At 70.3% G+C, this 21,862-nt stretch carries 19 protein-coding genes; 10 read left to right on the forward strand and 9 right to left on the reverse strand.

What is annotated here, in order from left to right:
• The first annotated feature begins 70 nt into the window (after positions 1-70).
• Entirely contained in the window at positions 71-1,381 is a 1,311-nt protein-coding gene (pelA, locus tag ABDW31_RS07205) for a pectate lyase (protein ID WP_184717794.1), read from the forward strand.
• Here the strand turns inward: pelA and ABDW31_RS07210 are convergent.
• On the reverse strand, positions 1,378-2,115 hold the full coding sequence (locus ABDW31_RS07210) for a copper homeostasis protein CutC (protein WP_184717796.1): 738 nt from the start codon (positions 2,113-2,115) through the stop codon (positions 1,378-1,380). The genes pelA and ABDW31_RS07210 overlap by 4 nt on opposite strands.
• 53 nt (positions 2,116-2,168) lie before the next feature.
• On the opposite strand from ABDW31_RS07210, the gene ABDW31_RS07215 reads away from it, so the two are divergent.
• The 8 genes from ABDW31_RS07215 (at position 2,169) to ABDW31_RS07250 (ending at position 10,036) form a co-directional block, all read left to right on the forward strand.
• Positions 2,169-3,194, forward strand: a complete 1,026-nt coding sequence (locus tag ABDW31_RS07215) for a N(4)-(beta-N-acetylglucosaminyl)-L-asparaginase (protein WP_184717798.1) — start codon at positions 2,169-2,171, stop codon at positions 3,192-3,194.
• 71 nt (positions 3,195-3,265) lie between these two features.
• Positions 3,266-4,129 carry a dienelactone hydrolase family protein gene (locus tag ABDW31_RS07220; RefSeq protein WP_184717800.1) on the forward strand — a complete coding sequence of 288 codons (864 nt, stop codon included), beginning with the start codon at positions 3,266-3,268 and terminating at the stop codon, positions 4,127-4,129.
• Between the two features lie 143 nt (positions 4,130-4,272).
• Positions 4,273-4,731: a MarR family transcriptional regulator gene (locus tag ABDW31_RS07225; protein WP_184717802.1), complete on the forward strand. Its 459-nt coding sequence runs from the start codon at positions 4,273-4,275 to the stop codon at positions 4,729-4,731.
• Between the two features lie 13 nt (positions 4,732-4,744).
• Positions 4,745-6,763: an FUSC family protein gene (locus tag ABDW31_RS07230; RefSeq protein WP_184717803.1), complete on the forward strand. Its 2,019-nt coding sequence runs from the start codon at positions 4,745-4,747 to the stop codon at positions 6,761-6,763.
• Positions 6,760-6,969: a DUF1656 domain-containing protein gene (locus tag ABDW31_RS07235; RefSeq protein WP_184717805.1), complete on the forward strand. Its 210-nt coding sequence runs from the start codon at positions 6,760-6,762 to the stop codon at positions 6,967-6,969. Before ABDW31_RS07230 ends, ABDW31_RS07235 begins: the two co-directional genes overlap by 4 nt.
• Positions 6,970-6,971: 2 nt before the next feature.
• Positions 6,972-7,853 (forward strand): efflux RND transporter periplasmic adaptor subunit, encoded by an 882-nt coding sequence (locus ABDW31_RS07240; RefSeq protein WP_184717807.1) that lies wholly within the window; start codon positions 6,972-6,974, stop codon positions 7,851-7,853.
• Positions 7,850-9,304 carry an efflux transporter outer membrane subunit gene (locus ABDW31_RS07245; RefSeq protein WP_184717808.1) on the forward strand — a complete coding sequence of 485 codons (1,455 nt, stop codon included), beginning with the start codon at positions 7,850-7,852 and terminating at the stop codon, positions 9,302-9,304. The genes ABDW31_RS07240 and ABDW31_RS07245 overlap by 4 nt, the downstream gene beginning before the upstream one ends.
• A 66-nt stretch (positions 9,305-9,370) precedes the next feature.
• Positions 9,371-10,036: a DedA family protein gene (locus tag ABDW31_RS07250; RefSeq protein ID WP_184717810.1), complete on the forward strand. Its 666-nt coding sequence runs from the start codon at positions 9,371-9,373 to the stop codon at positions 10,034-10,036.
• Here the strand turns inward: ABDW31_RS07250 and ABDW31_RS07255 are convergent.
• From ABDW31_RS07255 to ABDW31_RS07275, 5 genes are all read right to left on the reverse strand, one after another.
• Positions 10,033-11,541, reverse strand: coding sequence for an MDR family MFS transporter (locus ABDW31_RS07255; protein WP_221444645.1), 1,509 nt, complete (start codon positions 11,539-11,541; stop codon positions 10,033-10,035). The two genes, ABDW31_RS07250 and ABDW31_RS07255, sit on opposite strands and share 4 nt — an antisense overlap.
• A 325-nt stretch (positions 11,542-11,866) precedes the next feature.
• Positions 11,867-14,068, reverse strand: a complete 2,202-nt coding sequence (locus tag ABDW31_RS07260; protein WP_221444646.1) for a TonB-dependent siderophore receptor — start codon at positions 14,066-14,068, stop codon at positions 11,867-11,869.
• Positions 14,069-14,107: 39 nt separating this feature from the next.
• Positions 14,108-14,398, reverse strand: a complete 291-nt coding sequence (locus ABDW31_RS07265; RefSeq protein WP_184717812.1) for a DUF3325 domain-containing protein — start codon at positions 14,396-14,398, stop codon at positions 14,108-14,110.
• Entirely contained in the window at positions 14,395-15,957 is a 1,563-nt protein-coding gene (locus ABDW31_RS07270) for a PepSY-associated TM helix domain-containing protein (RefSeq protein ID WP_184717814.1), read from the reverse strand. The genes ABDW31_RS07265 and ABDW31_RS07270 overlap by 4 nt, the downstream gene beginning before the upstream one ends.
• A complete protein-coding gene (locus tag ABDW31_RS07275) occupies positions 15,954-16,259 on the reverse strand; it encodes an iron transporter (protein ID WP_184717816.1) in 306 nt (101 codons plus the stop codon). The genes ABDW31_RS07270 and ABDW31_RS07275 overlap by 4 nt, the downstream gene beginning before the upstream one ends.
• Positions 16,260-16,430: 171 nt before the next feature.
• Here ABDW31_RS07275 and ABDW31_RS07280 point away from each other — a divergent pair, with 171 nt between their 5' ends.
• Entirely contained in the window at positions 16,431-17,231 is an 801-nt protein-coding gene (locus ABDW31_RS07280) for a helix-turn-helix transcriptional regulator (protein ID WP_343698453.1), read from the forward strand.
• On the opposite strand, the gene ABDW31_RS07285 is transcribed toward ABDW31_RS07280, so the two are convergent.
• Genes ABDW31_RS07285 through ABDW31_RS07295 form a run of 3 tightly spaced genes read right to left on the reverse strand, consistent with a single transcriptional unit; the run spans position 17,228 to position 21,727 of the window.
• Positions 17,228-20,242, reverse strand: coding sequence for a TonB-dependent receptor (locus ABDW31_RS07285; protein WP_184717820.1), 3,015 nt, complete (start codon positions 20,240-20,242; stop codon positions 17,228-17,230). The genes ABDW31_RS07280 and ABDW31_RS07285 overlap by 4 nt on opposite strands.
• A complete protein-coding gene (locus tag ABDW31_RS07290; protein ID WP_184717822.1) occupies positions 20,239-21,156 on the reverse strand; it encodes a FecR domain-containing protein in 918 nt (305 codons plus the stop codon). The genes ABDW31_RS07285 and ABDW31_RS07290 overlap by 4 nt, the downstream gene beginning before the upstream one ends.
• On the reverse strand, positions 21,137-21,727 hold the full coding sequence (locus ABDW31_RS07295; protein WP_184717824.1) for an RNA polymerase sigma factor: 591 nt from the start codon (positions 21,725-21,727) through the stop codon (positions 21,137-21,139). Before ABDW31_RS07295 ends, ABDW31_RS07290 begins: the two co-directional genes overlap by 20 nt.
• Positions 21,728-21,862: the final 135 nt, after the last annotated feature.

The following is a 21,862-nucleotide window of genomic DNA, read 5'->3' on the forward strand; positions in this document are numbered from 1 at the left end:
GGTGACCGGTATCATTTCCCGTGACACAAGGGGGTCAACGACAACGACGCCCTCGGGGAGAGACGTCCAGATGACCCGCCACGCCGCCGCTCTCGGCCTGCTTCTGTCCGCCGGCCTGCTGGCCTCGCCGGTGCTGGCCGGCGTCATCGGGGCCAACGTCCCGGCCAAGCCGATCACCGCCGAGCGCATCGCGGCCCTGCCGGCCGCCCAGCAGCCGGCATGGAAAGCCTATCTGGCCCGCTCGATCGCCCAGGAGAAGGCCGACCGCGCCGCTCTGGCCGCCGAGCTGAAGCCGGGCCAGGCCGCCCCGCCGCCGCCCGGTGGCGGCCACGGCGACAACGGCATGGCGCTGAACAAGGACGCGGCCTGGTATGGCTCGGCCGAAGCGCGCCACGTCGCCGACGTCATCGTCAGCTTCCAGACCCCGGCCGGCGGCTGGAGCAAGAACCAGGACCGTCACGGCGCCCTGCGCCTGCCGGGCCAGCCCTACGCCTCGGACAACAATTCCAAGCACCTGAGCGAAGCCGATTTCGACGCCGCCCGAGATCCGAAGTGGGGCTATGTCGGCACGCTGGACAACGGCGCGACCATCACCGAGCTGCGCTTTCTGGCGAAGGTCGCCGCCCAGGCGCCCGGCAAGGACGGCGAGGCCTATCGCCAGAGCTTCCTGAAGGGCGTGCGCTATCTGCTGGCCGCGCAGCTGCCGAACGGCGGCTGGCCGCAGGTCTGGCCGCTGCAGGGCGGCTACCACGACGCCGTCACTTTCAACGACAACGCCGTCTCCGAGGCCGCCGGTCTGCTGACCGACGTGGCGGGCGGCGAGGCCGAGTTCGCTTTCGTCCCGGCGGATTCACGCGCCCAGGCTCGCGCCGCCGCCAAGAGGGGGCGCGAGGTCATCCTCGCCGCCCAGATCCGCGTCGACGGCAAGCCGGCTCTCTGGGGGCAGCAGGCTGATCCGTTCACCCTGGCTCCGGTCGCCGGCCGCAACTACGAGCCGCCGGCCATGGCCAGCGGCGAGAGCGCCGACTTGCTGCTGTACCTGATGAGCCTGTCGGACCCGACCCCGGCCGAGGTCGCGGCGGTGCATGCGGGCGTGGCCTGGCTGAAGGGCGCGGCTCTGATGGGCAAGGCCTGGACGGTGGACAAGGACGACCCCAGCGGCGGACGTCGCCTGGTCGACCAGCCGGGCGCGGGGCCGCTGTGGTCGCGCTACTACGATACCCAGGGCAAGCCGGTCTTCGGCGAGCGCGACAAGACCCTGCGCGACGACGCCAATGAACTCTCGCCCGAACGCCGCCGGGGCTATTCCTGGTTCAGTGCGGGCCCGGCCAAGGCGATCAGCGCCTATGAGGCCTGGGCCAAGGCGCACCCGGCGGCTTAAAGCGCGCGCAGGATACGCACGGCGTCGGCCACCGACGCCTGTTCGGTGTCACGCAGCGTCGGCGGCACGAAGCCCATCCGGCCTAGCCTGGTGTCCGGATCGGCGCCGTGCACAGGGCCGCCGAACGAGCCGTGCACCTCGCGGACGCCGGTGCGGCGGACGAGGTCGGCGATATTGCCAGGCCGCACGCCTGCGCCGGCCAGGATGGCGATGCGGTCGGCGGCCTGCTCGACCAGCGCGGCGATCGCTGCTGCGCCGGCTTCCGCCGTCAGGGCGCCGCCCGAGGTCAGGATGCGCTCGAAGCCCAGAGCGACGGCGGCCTCCAGCGCGACGGACTGTTCGGGGACCAGGTCGAACGACCGGTGCAGGGTCATGCCCAGCCCCTGCGAGTGGGCGACCAGCAATTCCAGCGCGTCCAGGTCCAGCTGGCCGTCCGGCCGGTTCGCGCCGATCACGACCCCGGCCAGGCCGTAGGCGCGCACCGCGTCGATGTCGCGCCGCATGGCGTCCAGGTCGCCGGCGTCGTAGCAGAAGTCGCCGTTGCGCGGCCGGATCATCGGATAGACCGGGATCGGCGCTTGCGCCGCGATCGCCATCAGGCCGGGGGCGGGGGTGAGGCCCTGCAGGGCCAGGGCCGCGCAAAGTTCGATCCGATCCGCGCCACCAGCGATCGCCGCCGCCAGTCCGGCGGGCGTATCGACACAGACTTCCAGCAGAATGCGGTCGGTGATCATCGTGCAGCTTCCTATCGTGCTACGGATTCGGCGCGATCTGTTGGAGCACGAGAATGTTGAATCGCAGAGGCCTGATCGGTGCGTCGCTCGTCGGATCGGCGATGCTGGGCGCGAAGGCGTCCGCCGCCCAGCCGGTGACCAAGCTGGACGGTCCGTGCGTGATCTCGACCTGGGACTTCGGCGTCGCCGCCAACCAGGCCGCCTGGGCGGTGCTGTCCAAGGGCGGCCGGGCGCTGGACGCCGTCGAGGCTGGGGCGCGCGTGCCCGAGCAGGACCTGAAGAACCACACGGTCGGCCGGGCCGGCTATCCCGACCGCGACGGCCATGTGTCTCTGGACGCCTGCATCATGGATGAGCAGGGCAACTGCGGTTCGGTGGCGGCGCTGGAGCACATCGCCCATCCGATCTCGGTCGCCCGCCGGGTGATGGAGAAGACTCCGCACGTGATGCTGGTCGGGGCCGGCGCCCTGCAGTTCGCGATCGAGCAGGGCTTCCCGCGCGAAGAACTGCTGACGGCCGAGTCCAAGGCCGCCTGGGAAGCCTGGAAGGCCGACGCCAAGTATGCGCCCAAGGCCAATATCGAGAACCTCGACTATCGCAGCACGACCGGCCAGTTCGGCACGCCGGGCGGCGCCAACAACCACGACACCATCGGCATGCTGGCCATCGACGCCAAGGGCGACATTGCCGGCGCCTGCACCACCAGCGGCATGGCCTGGAAGATGCGCGGCCGGGTCGGCGACAGTCCGGTCATCGGCGCGGGCCTCTATGTCGACAACGAGGTCGGCGGCGCCACCTCGACCGGCGTCGGCGAGGAGGTGATCCGCAATGTCGGCAGCTTCCTGGTCGTGGAGCTGATGCGCCAGGGCCGCTCGCCCGAGGCCGCCTGCCGCGAGGCTGTCGAGCGGATCCTGCGCAAGAAGCCGCACGCCAAGGACTTCCAAGTTGGCTTCCTGGCCGTGAACAAGCAGGGCGAGGTCGGGGCCTGGGCGATCCAGTCGGGCTTCACCTATGCCCTGTGTGACGGCCGCAAGCAGGACCTGCTGCTTCCCGGTAAGGCGACGTATCAGGCCGGTTAGCCAAACTGGATAGGCGGCGCGAGAACGCGGTTATAGGGTGCCGCTCCCAGCTCAGAGGGAGAGACCGCGCCATGTGCGACGACGATATCCACCAAGGCCTCGTTCACGATCCCAGCGTCTCGCGCCGCATGTTCGGCCTGATGACCGTGGCGGCCACCGGCGTCGCCACCGTCGCTCGCGCCGACGACAAGGTCGAGGAGCGCGACGTCACCATCAAGACGCCTGACGGAGTGGCCGACGCGGCGCTGTTCTATCCGAAAGGCAAGGGCAAGTGGCCGGCGGTTCTGGTGTGGCCCGACGTCATGAGCCTGCGGCCGGTGTTCCGCGACATGGGCCGCCGCTTGGCCGCCGCCGGCTATGTCGTCCTGGTCCCCAACCTCTATTACCGGGTCAGGAAGGCGCCGGTGATCGAGGGAGGGTTCAACTTCGCCAACCCCGATGACCGCGCCAAGATCACGCCGCTGCGCGCCACCGTCACCCCGGCCGGCGCCGACAAGGACGCCGAGGCCTATGTGAAGTTCCTCGACGCCCAGGCCCAGACCGACAAGTCCAAGAAGATCGGTGTGCAGGGCTACTGCATGGGCGGTCCGCTGGCCTTCCGCACCGCCGCGGCCGCGCCCGGCCGCATCGCCGCGGTGGCCAGCTTCCATGGTGGCGGCCTGGTCACGGCCGACGCCGACAGCCCGCACCTGCTGATCCCCAAGACCCACGCCCACTACCTGATCGAGATCGCCGACAACGACGACAAGAAGGAGCCGGACGTGAAGGACAAGCTGAAGGCCGCCTTCGCCGAGGCCAAGCGCCCGGCCCAGGTCGAGGTCTTCGAGGGCGCGGCCCACGGTTGGACGGTCAAGGGCAGCCAAGTCTACAATGAACCGGCCGCCGAGAAGGCCTGGAGCAACCTGCTGGCGCTGTACAAGACGGCGCTGGGGTAACGCGATCGCGAAAGGGCTCGGCCAAGGCCGGGCCCTTTTCTTTTGCACTGCATCAAATTTCTTCGGCGCCGCGCTTGAGGTTGGATAGGTAGGATGCTATCTAATTTAAATAGGAAGCTACCTATCTAAAAGATCGTTGTTCCATGATCCCGCCCCGCACTCTCGATGAACGCGCTTTCGCCCAGACGCTGCTGCGCCTGGCGCGGATCTATCGCCGCGAGGTCAATCGCGCCCTGGCCGCTCATGGCATCTCGGACGCCAAGGCCATGCCGGTGCTGCATATCGCCCGGGCCGGCGGCGGCATGCGCCAAGGCGTGCTGGCCGAGGAGGTCGGGGTCGAGGGGCCGTCGATGGTCCGGATCCTGGACCAGCTGTGCCAGACCGGCCTGGTCGAGCGCCGCGACGATCCCACCGACAAACGCGCCAAGACCCTGCACCTGACCGCCGAGGGGCAGGCCCTCGCCAAGGACGTCGAGGACGCCGTCCAGGTGGTGCGCGCCCAGATGCTGGCCGGGGTCAGCGACGCCGATCTCTCCGCCGCCCTGCGAACCTTCGCGGCCTTCGAGGCCGCCCTGGACGCCGCGGCCGGGCAGGGGGGCTAAACGCCAAAATCCCATGCTTCCGAAGTTCAATCGGTTCACGCTGCTGTTCTCGGTGAACAGTTTCGCGGCGGCGCTGCTCGCCCTTTACATCGGCTTCGCCCTGGGCCTGCCGCGGCCGTACTGGGCCATGGCGACGGCCTATATCGTCAGCCAGCCGCTGGCCGGGGCCGTGCGCTCCAAGGCCGTCTATCGCGTGCTGGGCACCATGCTGGGCGCCGCAGCCGCTGTCGCCCTGGTGCCGAACCTCGTCAACGCCCCGTGGCTGCTGTCGCTGGCCCTGGCCCTCTGGGTCGGCGCGTGCCTGACCATCTCGCTGCTGGACCGCACGCCGCGCAGCTATGTGCTGATGCTGGCCGGCTATACCGCCGCGATCATCGGCTTTCCCAGTGTCAGCCAGCCGGGCGCGGTGTTCGACGTCGCCGTCTGGCGGGTGGTCGAGATCGGGCTGGGCATCCTGTGCGCCACCCTGGTCCATAGCCTGGTGTTCCCGCAGCCGGTCGGCACGGTGCTGAAGCAGCGCCTGACCACCTGGCTGGGCGAGGCCGACCGCTGGGCGCTGGACGTGCTGCGCGGCCAGGACGCCGAGGCCATCGCCCGCGACCGCCGCCACCTGGCCGCCGCCGCCAGCGAGATCCAGATGCTGGCCGTCCACCTGCCGTTCGACACCTCGCGCCTGCGCGAAACCACCGGCGTCGTCCGCGCCCTGCACGAGCGCATGCTGATCCTGATCCCGCTGCTGTCCGGGCTCGCCGATCGCATGGAGGCCCTGCGGGAGGTTCGCGACGACGGCGTGCGCGGCGCGCTGAACGAAGTCGTCGCCTGGATCGAGGCTGGCGGCCAGCGCGACGCGGGCCTGGACCTGATCGAGCGCTTGAAGGCCTTGGCCGTCGCCCGTCGCGGCGCGGCTTGGTCGAACCTCTTGCTGGAAAGCCTGCTGGTGCGGCTGTCCGACACCGTCCGGGCCCTGGCCGAGGGCCACGCCCTGATGGCCCGCCTGAACAATCCTGACGCGCCGCTGTCGCCGCAGCTGGACGCCTCGACCCGCGCCAAGGGCCTGAACCCCATGCACGCCGACCTGCCGTTGGCTCTGCTGTCGGGCGGGGCGGCGGTGATCGCCATCATGCTGTCCTGCGCCGTCTGGATCCTGTCCGGCTGGGGCGATGGCGCGGCAGCGCCGGTCATGGCCGCCGTCTTCTGCTGCTTCTTCGCGGCGATGGATGACCCCGTTCCGGCCATCAAGAGCTTCGGCATCTTCTCGCTGGCGGCCTTGCCGCTGTCGGCGGTCTACATGTTCGCCATCCTGCCGGCGATCGATGGCTTCCCGCTGCTGCTGGCGGTGATGGCCCCGCCGCTGATCTTCATCGGTCTGTACATTCCCGACCCCAAGCGGATGGGCGCGGCCCTGGCCGTGCTGATCGGCTTCTGCAACGCCCTGGCCCTGCACGAGACCTTCAGCGCCGACTTCGCCAGCTTCCTGAACGGCAATCTGGGCCAGTTCGTCGGTCTGCTGTTCGCCATCGTCGTCACGGCGGCCCTGCGCTCGATGGGCGCGGACGCCAGCGCCCGGCGCTTGCTGGTTCGCACCTGGCGCGGCCTGTCGCGTCTGGCCCGTGCCCGCCAGGCCCCCGAGCCCGCCGCCTTCGCCGCCATCCTGGTCGACCGCCTGGGCATGCTGACGCCGAAGCTGGCCGAGGCCGGACCGCAACGTGACTTCGTCGGCGTCGACGCCCTGCGCGACCTGCGGATCGGCATGAACCTGGTCGCCGTCCAGGCCGCCCGCCCGGACCTGCCGCCCGAGAGCCAGGACCGCCTGGACGCCGCGCTCGATGGCGTCGGCGACCACTTCGCCGCCCTGGCCGCCGGCCGTCGCCAGCCGCCGGCCGACGACCTGCTGACCCGCATCGACGCGGCCCTGCGCGGCCTGTCGATCGCCCCTGCGGCCTCGGCCGTGAACGGCGTCTCGGGCCTGGTGGGCCTGCGCCGCAACCTGTTCCCGGAGGCGCCCGCCTTCGTTCCGGAGACCGTCCGATGACCGGAGAGCTGAATATCGACGGGGTCTTCCTGTCGTCCGTCCTGGTCTCGGCCGTGCTGGCCCTGGCCGCCTCGTTCGTGCTGCGGCGCGTGCTGTCCAAGGTCGGCGCCTACCGGTTCGTCTGGCACCCGGCGCTGTTCGACACCGCCCTGTTCGTCATCCTCTGGGCCGCGATCGTCGCGGTCCCTTCACCGCTGAAGTTCTGACCATGCCCCCGCTGAAGACCATCCTGCCCTATGCCGGCCGCGTCGCCGTCACCGGCGTCGTCGTCGCCGCCGCCCTGATCGGCGGCAAGGCGCTGTGGACCCACTACCAGGTCGATCCCTGGACCCGCGACGGCCGCGTCCGCGCCGACGTCGTCCAGGTGGCCCCCGACGTCTCGGGCCTGGTCACCCGCGTCGACGCGGTCAACGACCAGACCGTCAAGGCCGGCCAGCCACTCTTCTATGTCGACCGAGAGCGCTACGCCTTGGCTCTGAGGCAGGCCGACGCCGCCGTGGCCGCCCAGCGCGCCGCCTTGGCCCAGGCCCGTCGCGAGTTCTCCCGCAACCGGACCCTGGGCGACCTGGTGGCGGGCGAGATCACCGAACAGAGCCAGTCCAAGGTCGAGCTGAGCCAAGCGGCTCTGGCCCAGGCCCTGGCCGCCCGCGACGTCGCCGCCCTGAACCTGGAGCGCACGGTCGTCCACGCCCCGACCGACGGCTTCCTGTCGGACCTGACCTTGCGCACCGGCGACTATGTCACCGCCGGCAAGCCGGTGCTGGCCCTGATCGACGCCCGCTCGTTCCGCGTCGAGGGCTATTTCGAGGAGACCAAGCTGTCGGGCCTGCGGATCGGCCAGCCGGTCTCGGTCAAGGTGATGGGCGAGGATCGCGCCCTGAAGGGTCACATCCAGTCGATCGCCGCCGGCATCGAGGACCGCGACCGGGGCGCCAGCAATTCCATGCTGCCCAACGTCAATCCGACCTTCAGCTGGGTGCGCCTGGCCCAGCGGGTGCCGGTGCGGGTGGCCCTGGACCAGACGCCGCGCGACCTGCGCCTGATCGCCGGCCGCACCGCCACCGTCGCGGTGATCGGAGCCGCGCGATGAGCCCGCTCAGAACCCTGGCGGTCGCCGGCTCGCTGCTGGCCCTGGCCGCCTGCACGACCGTCGGCCCGAACTACAAACTGCCGGAAGAGGCCAAGATCAACGCCCCCACGGCGCAGGGGCCGTTCATGGGCGCGGCGTCCAAGGTCGTCAGCCAGGAGCCGGTTCCAGCCGGCTGGTGGAAGCTCTATGACGACCCGGTCCTGAACGGCCTGGTCGAAGAGGCCCTGGCCGCCAACACCGACCTGCGCGTCGCCGCCGCCAATCTGGCCCGCTCGCGCGCCATCGCCGGCGAGGCCGACGATGCGGGCGGCTTCAAGCTGGGGGCCTCGGCCGCGGCTATGCACTCTCGCGAGTCCGGCGAACAGTTCCTGAAGGCCGAGCAGCTGCCGGTCGAGAACCTGGCCGATGTCGGGGTGAAGGTGTCCTACCAGGTCGATCTGGTCGGTCGGTTGAAGCGCGCCGCCGAGGCCGCCCATGCTGACGCCGAAGCCAGTCAGGCCGCCCTGGATCTGGCCCGCGTCAGCGTCGCCGCCGAGGTCGCTCGCGCCTATGTCGAGGCCTGCGCCAACGGTCACGAACTGGGCGTCGCCCAGCACACGGTCGACCTGCAGGTTCGCAGCCTGGACGTCACCCGCCGGCTAGTGAAGGCCGGACGCGGCACGGCCGTGGACGTCACCCGCTCACAGGCCCTGCTGGACCAGTCGCGCGCCAGCCTGCCCTCCTTCGAGAGCCGCCGCCGCGCGGCGCTGTTCAAGCTGGCCACCCTGACCGGCAAGCCGCCGGCGGAATTCCCCAAGGCGGTGGAGGCCTGCGCCCATCCGCCGACCCTGACCCAGGCCATTCCGGTCGGCGACGGCGCGGCGCTGCTGAAGCGTCGTCCCGACGTGCGACAGGCCGAGCGGACCCTGGCCGGGGCCACCGCCCGGATCGGCGTCGCCACTGCCGCCCTCTATCCGAACATCACCCTCGGCGCGGGTGCCGGCTCGACGGGTCTGCTGGCCGATATCGGCCTGGCGCCCGCCAACCGCTGGGGCCTGACTTCGCTGATCACCTGGACCTTGCCAGGGGAGGGCGAGCGCGCCCGGATCCGCCAGGCCGAGGCCGGCGCCGACGCGGCCCTAGCCCGTTTCGACGGCGTGGTGCTGAACGCGTTGCGCGAGACCGAGACAAGCCTGGACGCCTATGCCCACGACCTGCAGCGCCAGGCCGCGCTCAAGACCGCGCGCGATCAGGCCGAGCTGGCCGAGAGCCAGGCTCAGCGTCTCTATCGCGCCGGTCGCAGCCCCTATCTGGCCGGTCTGGACGCCCAGCGAACCCTGGCAGGAACCGAGGCGGCGCTTGCCGCGTCCGAGGCTCAGGTCGCGGTCGACCAGGTGAACCTTTTCCTGGCGTTGGGCGGCGGGTGGGAGCCGAAATCGGCGGTATTTCAGCCACAGTCGAATTTAAAGTGACGCAGGGACATTGCGTCGCCTTATAGCGGACCACGATCGCGCCTATCTGCGCGTTCGAAGGATCTCATGACCAGTTTGCTCGCACCCGTCACCGCGTTCATTTCGGACCACCAAGCCTGGGCCGGTCCCCTGCTGGGGGCGTTGACCCTGCTTGAGTCGCTGGTGCTGATCGGTGCGTTCGTTCCGGCCGCGGCGCTGATGCTGCTGGCCGGCGGTCTGATCGCCAGCGGCGTGCTGCAGATGCACGAAGTGTTCGCCTGGTGCGTGGCCGGCGCGGTGATCGGCGACGCCATCTCGTTCTGGATCGGCCGCCGCCTGGGCGCGCGCGCCATGCGTCACAAGGCCTTCAAGCCGCACCGTCGCGCCCTGGCCCGCACGCGCCTGTTCGCGCGCCGCTACGGCGTGGTCTCGATCTTCGTGGGCCGCTTCTTCGGCCCGCTGCGCGCCTTCGTGCCGGTGATGGCCGGCATGCTGCAGATGCGCAATTGGGTGTTCCAGTCGGCCAATGTCGGCTCGGCCGCGATCTGGGTCGCCGCCCTGCTGGCCCCGGGCTATGTCGCCGCGCGCGGCTTGGCCATGTTCGAGCTGGAAGGCCTGGCCCTGTGGCTGGCCATCGGCGGCCTGGCGCTGCTGGTCGCGGTCATCGTCGCCGGCGTCCACCTGTACCGCACCCTGCGCGAGCGTCAGGCCCCCAGCCTGCCGCTGGTCAAGGCTCGCACCTACGCCTCCTAAGCGCTTTTCCGGCCGCTGAGCTCGGCGCCGGCGTCCTTGTCGAAGCGGCGGTTCCAGATCGTCGCCGAGGTCGAGATCGCCGTCACCACCAGGAAGGCCAGGGTGAAGTCGCGCAGGCGCGGCGTCTCGTGGCCGCCGGCCAGCATGCCGACGTGCAGCGCCCCGGCCCCCACGCACACCCCCATCGACAGCATCAGCTGCTGGAAGGTCGAGTAGAAGCTCGTCGCCGCGCTCATCCGCTCGGGCGGGATCTCGTCATAGGCGATGGTGTTGTAGGCGGTGAACTGGAACGACATGCAGAAGCCGCTGACCAGCAGGGTCAGGAAAATCAGCCAGACCGGCCATTCGGGACGGAAGAAGCCGCAGACCGCATAGCCGGCGCTGGCGGCCAGGCCGCCGACGATCATGCTGTCGCGGAATCCGAAGCGGCGCAGCAGCCGTGGCGCCAGGCTCTTCATGGCCAGCGAGCCGATGGCCCCGGCGATGGTGATCGCGCCACTGGCGGCGGCAGTCATACCAAAACCCAGCTGCAGCATCAGCGGCAGGAGGAAGGGCTGGGCGCCTTGCGTGATCCGGGTCAGGGAGCCGCCGATCACCGAAAGCCGGAACGACGACACGCGCATCAGGCTGAGATCCAGGATCGGCGCGATGTGGCGCTTGGCGTGGCGGATGTAGAGCACGCCGGCTGCGAAGCCGATGGCGATCAGCACCAGAGCGGCCGGCAGCTCGCCGCTGCGGCTGGTCATCTCGAAGCCGAACAGCAGGCAACCCAACGACACGCCCGACAGCAGGAAGCCGAGGCCGTCGGCCTTGGGCGGCCGCTCGCCGCGGATCTCGTCGATGAACAGGGTGACCAGAACGATGCCCAGAATGCCGATCGGGATGTTCAGATAGAAGATCCAGCGCCAGTCCAGATAGGTGACGATGAAGCCGCCGATCGGTGGGCCCAGGATCGGACCGATCAGGGCCGGCATGATCAGCCACGAGGTCGCCGAGACCATGTCCTGGCGCGCCACCGAACGCAGCAGCACCAGGCGTCCGATCGGGATCATCATCGCCCCGCCCACGCCCTGGAGGAAGCGGGCCAGGATCAGGGTCGGAAGGTTGGGCGCCAAGCCGCACAGGATCGAGCCCAGCATGAAGACCGCGATCGCCAGCCGGAACACGGTCTTGGCCCCGAAGCGGTCGGCCAGGCGGCCGCTGGCGGGGATGAAGATCGCCAGGGCCAGCAGATAGGTGGTCAGGGCCGAACTGAGGCTGGGCGCGGGCACGCCGAAGTCGCGGGCCATGGTCGGCAGGGCGGTCGCCAGCACGGTGGCGTCCATCTGCTCCATGAAGAGGGCGCAGGCGATGATCATCGCCACGACGCGATACGAGCGCTTGTGCGGCGGATCGACGACCGCCCCCGCAGCGGGGGCGACGGTCACGCCGTCGGCGGCGGGCACGATGCCGTCGCGGACTTCGGCGCTGATGGAGGCCAGGCCGCGCCGGCGCAGCCTCACCACGCCAGGGCTCGCACGTCCTTCGAGGATGTCGGGGCGGGGAGCAGGCAAACGGTCACGGTGACACTCGACGAGCTACGGCGTTTCCCCCGCGCACCTCTTAGGCCGCGTCGTCGCGCACGCACAGGGGCGATGGCCGCTTTTGTCTTCGCTATGGGGAGGGAAGTGCGGCCCGGCGTCTGTCGGGGGGGCGTGAGGCCGGGCCGCTGGCGTCCCCAGGGCCATGAAGCCGCTGTCCGGACGCAGATAAGAACCGGCTGAGCAGACTTCCGTTCCCACCAACCGCGAAAAAGAAAAGGGGCCGCGCGAGCGACCCCTTTGTTGCGCCCTAGTAGCGGGCGCGCAGGTTGAACAACACCCGGCGCGGCTCGCCCCAGTAGCCGCCGTTGAAGTAGCCGACGTTGCGATAGTAGTGCTTGTCGAACAGGTTGGTGGCGTTGACGCCGACGCTGATCTTGTCGGTGAAGGCGTAGCGGACGAGGGCGTCGGCCAGGACGTAGCTGCCCTGGGTGACGCGGGTGGCGGCCAGGATCGGCGCGCCCGCCGCGGTGAAGCGGCCCGTCGGGGCGTTCATGTTCTGGAACACCTCGGTCTGCCACTGGACGCCGCCGCCCAGGGTCCAGCGGCCCAGCTTGTAGGTCGAGTTCAGCTTCAGCATGTGCAGCGGATTGACCGTGAACACCCGCTGGCCCTTGGCGTCTTCGTTGTGGGTGTAGGTATAGCCGCCGGTGATGCTCCAGGCCGGGGTGATCGCGCCCGACACCTCGAACTCACCGCCCTTGGTCTTGACGCCGCTGACCGTGCGGTAGGGCGTCGAGCCGTCGGGCAGGCTGTTGGGCAGCGCCGTCGGGTCGATCTCGGCGACGTTGTCCTGCTCCATGTAGAAGCCGTTCAGCGACGCATAGAGGCGCTTGTCGAAGAACTCGGCCTTCAGGCCGCCTTCCCAGTTGCCGCCGATCTTGGGGGCGATCTGCTCGAAGTTCTTGTCGCGCAGGTTCTGGGGCTGGAAGACGTCGGCATAGCTGACGAAGGCGGTCAGGTTGCTGGTCAGGTCGTACAGCACGCCCAGATAGGGCGCGATGCGGCTCTCGCCATAGCGGCCGGTCGTGGTGGTGTAGGCGGCCGTGGTGACGTTGTAGTTGTCGGTCTTGGTGTCCCAGTCGCTGAAGCGGCCGCCGGCGATGATCTTCAGGCGATCGGTCGGGTTAAGGCGTACGGCCGCATAGAGACCGGCCTCGGTGGTGTTGGCGATGCTGCGCGGCTTGCCGGTGTTGGAGACGCCTGGCAGGCCGATGTCGCCGTTCCAGTCATAGATGCTGGGGAAGGCGCTCACGACGTAGGGACGGCTGGTGATGCCCGCGTTGATGGTGCGCAGGTTGCGATTGAAGAAGTTGCCGCCGATGACCAGTTCGTGCTGGCGACCGAACGCCTCGAACGGACCCGAGGCATAGGCGTCGACCGATTGCTCGCGCGTCTCGCTGACCGTGTAGGTGTCCGAGATGGTCAGGCCGCGCCCCGTGGTGCGATCGGCGAAGCCGGTGCTGTTGGAGCCGGCCAGCAGCAGGCTCTCGGTGTCGGTCGAGCGGTTGTTGTAGGCGACGCGTCCCACCCAGCCGGCGCCGAAGTCGTGCTCGAGCACGCCGAATGCATTGTAGCTGTCACGCTCCCAGCGGTTCCACTTGGCGCCGGCGCTGTACGAGCGCGGGAACTCCGCGCGCGTACCGTCGCGGAAGAACAGTGGCGAAGCGCTCCAGGCGCCGCCCTGCGAGTCGGTGCGGAGATAGTCGGCGCCGACGCGCAGACGGGTGTTGTCGGTCAGGTCGACCTCGACCACGCCGTACAGGCTGGGCGAGCGGTCATGCTGGAAGCGGACAAAGGACTCGCGGTCGGTATATGCGCCGACCAGGCGGCCGCGCACCTTGCCGTTCAGGGCGAGCGGGCCCGAGATGTCGAACTCGCCGCGGCGATAGTTCCACGAGCCGGCCGACAGGCTGGTCGAGGCGCGGAAGTCTTCGGTCGGGCGCTTGCGCACCATGTTGATCGTCGCCGACGGATCGCCTGCGCCAGTGACAAGGCCCGTAGCGCCGCGCACGACCTCGATACGCTCATAGATCGAGGTGTCGGAGAGCACCGAATTGCCGCCGGCGCCGGTGGTGTACTGGGTCGGCACGCCGTCGAACTGGAAGTTGGTGATCGCAAAGCCGCGCGCGTTGAACAGGATTCGGTTGGAATCGTACTGCTGGACGTTGACGCCCGGGGTCTGGGCGAAGACCTCGGCCACGGTGATCAGGTTGAAGTCCTCGATCCGCTGGCGGGTGAAGACGGTCAGCGACTGGGGCGTCTCGCGCAGGGTCAGCGGCAGCTTGGTGGCGGTGTTGGTGCCCTTGACCTGGTAGCCCTCGGTGCGGCCGGTCACCAGGACGCTGTCGACGGTGGTGTCATCGGTCGCCTGGGCATGGGCGGCGGAGCTCATGGCCAGGGCGGCGAGCAGGGCGAGGCGGGATACGGACGTGCGGAAGGGCGCGGACAAGGCAGGGCTCCTGTGCGTTTCGGGAGGGAAGGAGGGGCTTTAGGGTTTTCGGCGGATCGCCAGGCGATGCGGCGCGTAGGTCAGGATCAGCAGCACCGGCGCGGCCCCGGCGCTGAGCACGCCCAGCCAGCCGATCACGCCGTAGGCGGGGCCCCAGGCCACGACGCTGGCCACCAGCGACAGGGTCAGCGCCGTCGCGCCGCCGAGTTGCATCAGGTGCTTCCGGCGCTTGTCGGGGCGGGTGCGGTGGACGGCCTGGTGGTGGCGGTCCATGGCCAGGGCCAGGGTCGCAAAGCCGACCAGGCTGAGAAGCAGGGCCAGGACGATCATCCGCGCGCCTCCGCCAGTTGCGGCGCGCGCACGCGCTCGGCCTTGCGCGGGGCGCGGGGCTTGGCGACGCGCCAGGCGATGAATAGGAAGGCTGCGCCCAGGCTCAGCAGGCCCAGCTCCATGCCGACTAGGGCGCCGTCGCCGGCCTTGAGGCTGTCGATCAGGCCGCGCGCCGTGGCCGCCTGGTCGAAGACGGGCAGCAGCACCAGGGCCAGGCCCGTGAGGCCCGGCTGCTCGATCCAGGCCTTGCGCGGCGGACGGACGAAGGCATGCAGCAGCATGACCAGCCAGGTCAGGGCCATGACGTGGACCTCCCAGTCGCCTCGGTTCGGCAGGTTCAGCGGTAGCAGGCGGTTGGCCCACAGGAAGCCGGTCATGGCCAGCGGCAGGCCCGCGACCGTGCCGATGTTCAGCCGCTCGACCAGCCAGAAGCCGAAGTGCCTGCGGCCTTCCAGCTTGGCGCGGCGCTTGGAGGTCCACATGACCAGGCCCGTGGCGACCATGGCGGTGCCGGCCACGCCCGACAGGAAGAAGAACCAGCGCAGGGTCATCGGCGAGAAGCGCGCCGCGTGCAGTCCGACCATGCCGCCCCGGGCGATCATGCCGCTGGAGCTGGGCTCGGCCGTCGAGCGGATCTGACCGGTGACGCCGTCCAGCACGAGCTCGTGGCGACCATCGACCAGGGTTTCGCTGGGCCGGCGATAGGCGGTGATCTGGGCGGCCTTGTCGCCGGGATTGTCGATGCGGATGACGGTGGGCTTGCCGCCGTCCCAGGCCTGGTCGGCGACGCGCAGCACCTGGCCAATGTCAACCAGCGGCGCGGCCTCGCCCGACGCCTTGGGCGGCTTGGGCAACGCGGTGGCGGCGTAATAGGCCTTCAGGGTCGGATAGTTCGCCGTCGCGCCGAACGGCATGTACAGCACCATCAGCGTGATCAGCCCGGTGTAGGTGATCATCGCGTGGAACGGCAGCGACAGCACCGCCAGGGCGTTGTGGGCGTCCAGCCAGCTGCGCTGACCCTTGCCCGGCCGGAAGGTGAAGAAGTCGGTGAAGATCTTCTTGTGTGTGATCACGCCACTGATGATCGCGACCAGCATGAACATGGTGCAGAAGCCGACCACCCAGCGGCCCCACAGCACGGGGATGTAGCGCAGGTCGAAATGCAGCCGGTAGAAGGCGTTGCCGCCCTCGGTGTCGCGCACCGTCACGGGCTTGCCGTCAGGGCCTATGATGACGGCGTTCGGGTCCGTGCCGCGCCGGAAGGCGGGCTTGCCCTTGGCCTTCCAGGTGGCGGTCGCGCCGCTGGCCCGTTCGTCGGGCAGGGTGATGGTCCAGGAGGCGGCCTTGGGCGCGGTGACGCTCAGGTGGCTGATCGCGCCGCGCGCGACGGTCTCCAGGTCCTTGGTCGCGGCGATCTCGGGGCGCGACCAGCGGGTGATCTCCTCGCGCCAGTAGCTGACCGTACCGTTCAGGAAGATCAGGTAAAGGATCCAGCCGACCAGCAGACCGGTCCAGGTGTGCAGTCCGGCTTGAGACTGTCGGAAACGCTGCTTCTTCATGCCGCCCACCCCGCACCCAGCCAGGCGACGAGGCCGACCGCCGCCACGACCGCGCCGGCGCGCAGGGCGCTGGCGGCGGCGAAGATCCAGATCACCAGCGCGCAATAGACCGCGAACGACAGGATCGTGGCCCACAGCGAGGCGTCCAGCCGCGCGGCGGGGAGCGTCCGGGCCATCAGCATCGCGCAGGCGGCCGAGGCGTAGTAGGCGCCCGGAATGGCCAGCACGATCCGCGCGGCGACATCCACGCCGCCGAGGATCTTTTCCCTGGATTTGTCCTGCACGATGCCCGCCGTCTTCACGCCCGATGACTCTCTGTGGTCAAGCCAATTTGAATTCGGCGTCGCCTAGCGCTATTGAGAACCAGTCGCAATGATCGGGCGCGCCTTTGGCCCGATCGCGGAACATATCGACCCGTTCCAGATCGGCCTTTCGGGCAGACCTGTCGCGCGAAGCCAGTTTAGAGAATCCTGTTGTCCGTCCGCGACCTAGCCGAACCGCCTATCGACCAGAGCAGCGCCGACCATCCGCCGGTCCGCCCCGTGGTCGGCTTCTACGGTCGCTCGTCCAAGGGCTATTACGACCCGCCGCACGCCCACGATCGGGCGCAGTTCTCGTACCGGCTGGAAGGCGTGGCGGCGGTGCGGGCGGGGGACGCGGCCATCGTGCTGCCGCCGGGACGCGGGGTGTGGATCCCGGCCGGCATGCGCCACGAGGTCAGCTGTCGAGGTCCGGCCGCCTACAACGTCCTCTACGTGACCGTGGACGCCGCGCCGCAGCCCGACGACCTGCGCGTCATCGACATCAGCCCGTTCCTGCACGCCCTGATGAAGGAGCTCCTGACCTTCGACGCCCGCTATGACGCGGCGGGCCGGGAAGGCGAGATCGTCCGCCTGATGCTGGGCGAGATCACCCGCGCGCCGCCCTCGACCGAGGCCGGGCCGCGCCTGCCTGACGACGTGCGGCTGCAGCGGGTCTGCGCGGCGCTACGCAAGGACCCGGCCGACCCGCGCGACATCGACGCCTGGGCTGATGAGGCGGGCATGAGCCGCCGGACCTTCACCCGCAACTTCCGCCTCGAGACCGGCATGAGCTTCGTGGCCTGGCGCCAGCAACTGCGCATGACCCAGGCGGCGGCCATGCTCAGCGCCCGGCAGTCGGCGACCCAGGTGGCCCGCACCCTGGGCTTCTCGAGCCTCAGCGCGTTTGCGACCCTGTTCCAGAAGTCGTTCGGCATCTCGCCCGGCCGCTACGCCGAGCAGCTGGACCGCTAGAACGTCATCCGTAGGCCGAGCCGTACGTCGCGGCCCACCCGGTGCAGATAGGTCGGGATGTGGGTGGTGTCGCTGAACTGCCGGTCGGCGGCGTTGGTCAGGTTGAAGACATCCAGGGTCAGCTCGGCGGCGGGCGAGAGCCTGTGGCTGGTGTTGATATCCACGCGGGTCAGGGCGTTGACCCCGTCGACATCCCCGCCATTGGGAGCCGGGGCGGTGGCGACAAAGGCGCTGCGGTGGCTGATCGTGACGCCGGCGCTGGTCGGTCCGTCACGCCGCTGCACCGACAGGAAGGCCGCCGTTCGCGGCGCGCCCAGGGCGTCCTCGGTGCGGACCAGGGCCCCGGACTTGCCGATCAGCCAGACGTGCGAGCGGGCGTGCGAGGCCGCGCCATTGATCCGCCAGGCCACGCCGTCGCCGCGCTCGATCCGCCGACTGAAGGCCAGCTCGACGCCGTCCAGTCGGCCCTCGCCGGAATTGGCGGGCCGTGCGAACTGCCAGATCGGTAGGTCCGGCGAGCAGCCGGGCGAGGACCCGCAGGCCAGGGTCGCCACGTCCGCCGATAGGCCGAACGGATTGGCCGCGAAGGCGCCTGGCCGGGTGACGGTCGACTGCACCACGGTCGACAGCGACTTGTGGAAGACGGCCAGGTTCAAGCCCAGGTCGTCGGTCGGCCGCCACTCCAGCGCCAAGTCCAGGGTGCGGGCCTGGGTCGGCTCGAGGTCTGGATTGCCGACGACCACCATCTTGGTGCCGGTGGTCGAGACGCCGAGGCCGGGGCGAAGGCTTGCCAGGTCCGGTCGCGCCACGACCTTGGCCGCGCCGAAGCGCAGCACCGCGTCCGGGGCCACGCGCCAGGCCAGGTTCAGCGACGGCAGCAGACGGCGGTCGCGGCGTTCCAAGCTCTGCTCGCCAACCAGGCCCGAGGCCAGGACGCCTAGGCCGTCGATGTCGTAGCGAGCCGCGATCCAGCGCAGGCCCAGCTCGCCCCAGACCCGGCGATTCTCACGGAAGGGCCGGGCGACCTGAACGAAGGCCGCGTCGATGGTCTCGCCGATCGCGTAGTTGAGGCTGGCCGCCGTCTCGGGACCCAGGCTGGGGCGCGCCAGTCCGGCCAGGGTGCGCTCGACGTCCATCGCCCGCCAGCGGCCCGCACCGAACGCGGAGTTTATCGAGATCAGCCGACTCAAGGCGTCGATCGGTGCGGCGGCCAGGTCGGGCGGCACGTCGCTGTTGAGGTTGGCGATGGTCCCGTTGCTGCGCGACAGGGTCGTGGCGGCGTTGACGTATCGCCGGTGCAGCACCCCGGCCCGCCAGGCCACCGGCCCGTCGCGCTCGATGTCGAAGGCCGCCGACTTGTGGATGTTGTCGACCCAGTTGGGCTCGGCCCGGAACTCGGCCACTCGCCACGCCGCCGCGCCCGTCAGGTTGGCCGAGCCGAAGGTGACGCGCGGTAGTTTGGCGTCGCTGAAGTCGTAAGCGAAACCGGTGACGCCGCTCTGCTGCAACCAGATCGTATCGCGCCGGGGATTGCCGAAGTCCGAGCGGCTGTAGCCCAGCAATACGCTGGCCTTGTAGCCGTCGCCGAGCCGGCGGGTCGCCGACAGGGTGGACTGCCGGAACACCGTCTTCAGGATGTCGCGACGGGCCTCGCTGCGGACATCGACATTGTCGAAGGTCCCGGCGATCAGCACCGGCACGCGGCCGCCCTGGTCGACGATCTGCGCTTCGGTGACCGTCACCCCGCCCAGGCCGCAGCCCTGGGCGTCGCAGCCGCCGGCGGTGCGGAAGGTGAAGCTTTCCAGCAGGTCCTCGCGCCGCTCGACGTGCAGAGAGGCGTAGAGGAGGTCGGCGGTGATGTGGGTCTGGTCGTCGGGCCGCCATTCCAGGCTGGCCGTCAAGCCCAGGCGCCGCTGGTCGGCGCGCACGGCCTCCAGGCGCGGGATGCGGGCGTGCAGCGCCTGGTTCAAGACCTCCAGGCTCTCGCCGGAGCGGCTGGCGGCGAACCCGGGGAAGATCGCCGTGCCGCTCTCCCACTGGCCGGCGCTGGCCCCGGTCTCGGCGGTGGTGCGCTCGCGATAGGCGGCCGAGATCAGGAAGCCCAGACGGTCGTCGCGGTCACGGACCGAGGCCAGGAGCGAGACCCCCGGCGCGGTGCGACCCGACGCGCCGTTGTGCGTGGCCTCGGCGGTCATGCGCAGGCTGCGCGCCGGCAGGTCGAACGGCGAGCGGGTGCGCATGTCGACGCTGGCTCCCAGCGAGCCCTCCTCCAGGTCGGCCGAGGCGGTCTTTTGCAGGCGGACCTGATGGAAGAGGTCGGCGGCGAAGACGTTGTAGTCGAAGGCTCGGCCGCGATTTGTGCCGCCGCCGGCGTTGGTGGCGCCGAATGTGGCCAGGGTTTCCAGGCCATTGACCCGCACCAGGGTGAAGCGGGCCCCGACGCCGCGCACGGCCAGTTGTCGGGCCTCGCCGGCGTCCAGGCTGGCGCTGGCCCCGGGCAGGCGCGCGAGGGCGTCGCCGACCCCACCCGGACCGGCCCGCTGCAAATCGTCCTCCACCAGGATGTCGATCAGGCGCGGCGAGATGCGGTCCTGGCTGGCGGCCGCCTCGCCCAGCGGCCGGGCGACCACGGTGATGACCGAGACGGGCAGGTCCTCGACCGGTTCCGGGGCGGCATGGGCCGGGGAGGGGGCGACGACGACCGGCGGCGCGCGGCGGATCAGGATCACGCCATTGGCCTCGACGCCGAAGGTCAGGCCGCTGCCGGCCAGCAGGCGGGGCAGGGCTTCGCGCGCGGTCATGCGGCCGGTCACGCGCGGGGCGGCGCGGTTGGCGGTCAGGGCGGCGGGCGCGACGATGACCACGCCGGAGCGGGACGACAGGTCGACCAGCGACCGCGCCAGCGGCTGGGCCGGCAGATCGAGGTCGAGCCGTCTCTGCGCCTGGGCCTGGGCGCTCGTGGCCAGCGTCGCCAGGGCCAGGCCCGCCGCCAGGCGGTGGCGAAGCCTCATCGCGTCCGGGGCGCGATCAGCCGCACGCCGTCGGGCTGGGTGCGGACCTCCAGCGGCAGTAGCGCCGGCAGGCTGTCCAGGAACGCCTGCGCCTGGTCGGCGCGGAAGCTGGCGGTCAGGCGCAGGTCGGCGACGGCCGGATCGACGGCGACCTTCAGGTCTGAGAAGCGGTTGATGTCGTCGGCCACGTCGCGCATCGGGGCCGAGGTATAGCTGAGCTGCCCGTGTCGCCAATCGGCCGCCGCTTCCGGATCCGACAGCCGCACACGGCGCACGCCTGAGGCGTCCAGGGTCAGGGCGTCGCCGCGCGCCAGGACGGCCTCGAAGGTCGCGCGGCGCACGGCGACCCGGCCGCGTTCGACCGCCACGCCGATCTCGCCGCTGGCGCCCTTGCGCACGTCGAAGCGGGTGCCCAGCACGGTGACCTGCGCCTCGCCGGCCCGGACCTCGAACGGCCGACCCTCGGCGTGCTGCACGTCGAACAGCGCCTCGCCGCGCTCCAGGTCGTAGCGGCGGCCGGACAGCCAACCGGCCTCGCGCAGGCGGGTGCCGGGCGACAGGATCGCGGTGCTGCCGTCGCGCAGGGCCACGGTACGTACGGCGCGGTCGCTCTCTAGCACGGTGGCGCGGTTGGAAACCCCGATGCCGATGGCCGCGCAGGCGGCTAGGGGCAGGGCAGCCCAGATCCAGGCGCGGCGCGCGGGCTGACGTTGCGGTTGCGCCAGGGCCGGCACGTCGCGCAGGGACAGCATCAGCTGCTCGGCTGAAGCGTAGGCGGCGGCGTGGCGCGGGTCGGCGTCCAGCCAGGCGCGGAAGGACTGCGCGCGGTCGGCCGGCAGCCGCTCGCCGAAGACCGCCAGCGCCCATTCGCGAGCCTGGGTCTCGATCTCGCCGTCAGGCGCGGTTGCGTTCACGGGACAGTCCTCGAAAGTCGATCGCGCCGCCGGCGACGGCGCGTTGGCAGGCGGCGACCGCTTCGCCGACGGTCTTGCGGACCAGGGCTTCGGACACCCCGTGCCGGCGAGCGATCTCGGCGAAGCTGAGCCCCTCGACCCGGTTGGCGGCCAGAAAGGCGCGGTGCCGGGGTGGCAGGCCCGCGACCACGCGGCTCAGGACGTCCAGTTCCTGCTTGGCGATCAGCGCCCGCTCGGCGTCAGGCTCTGCGTCGGCCTCGAGGACCGGATCCGAACTGCCGACGATCCGCGTCGTCAGCCTTTGCCGCCGGAAGGCGTCGCGGGCCAGGTTGATCGCCACCCGGAACACGAAGGCTCGGGGGCTCTCGTGCCGCTGGTCGGCCGGACGCTCGCCCAGCCGGACGAAAGCCTGTTGCGCCACGTCCTCCGGCTCCGGCGGTCCCGGTCCGAAGCGCGCGCGCAGGAAGAGGCACAGATCGCCCCAGTCGTCGGCATAGGTCTCGCGATAGGCGGCCAGGCCGCTCCACAGCGGTCCGTCGGTTTCGGCGCCCGGCCGTTGCGGTTTCCCCACGGCCCCTCCCTATATCTGTGCGCCGAACTTGGCCAGACGATGCGGGCTGCGACGTCCGCATTCAATGCGGCATCAAAAAAATCACGCCTTCGGACGGTTTTTCGTGCGGGTCGGGCCGGCTCGTTCGTTGATCCA

The sequence above is a fragment of the Caulobacter sp. genome, assembly GCF_039596335.1.
Classification (GTDB): Bacteria; Pseudomonadota; Alphaproteobacteria; order Caulobacterales; family Caulobacteraceae; genus Caulobacter.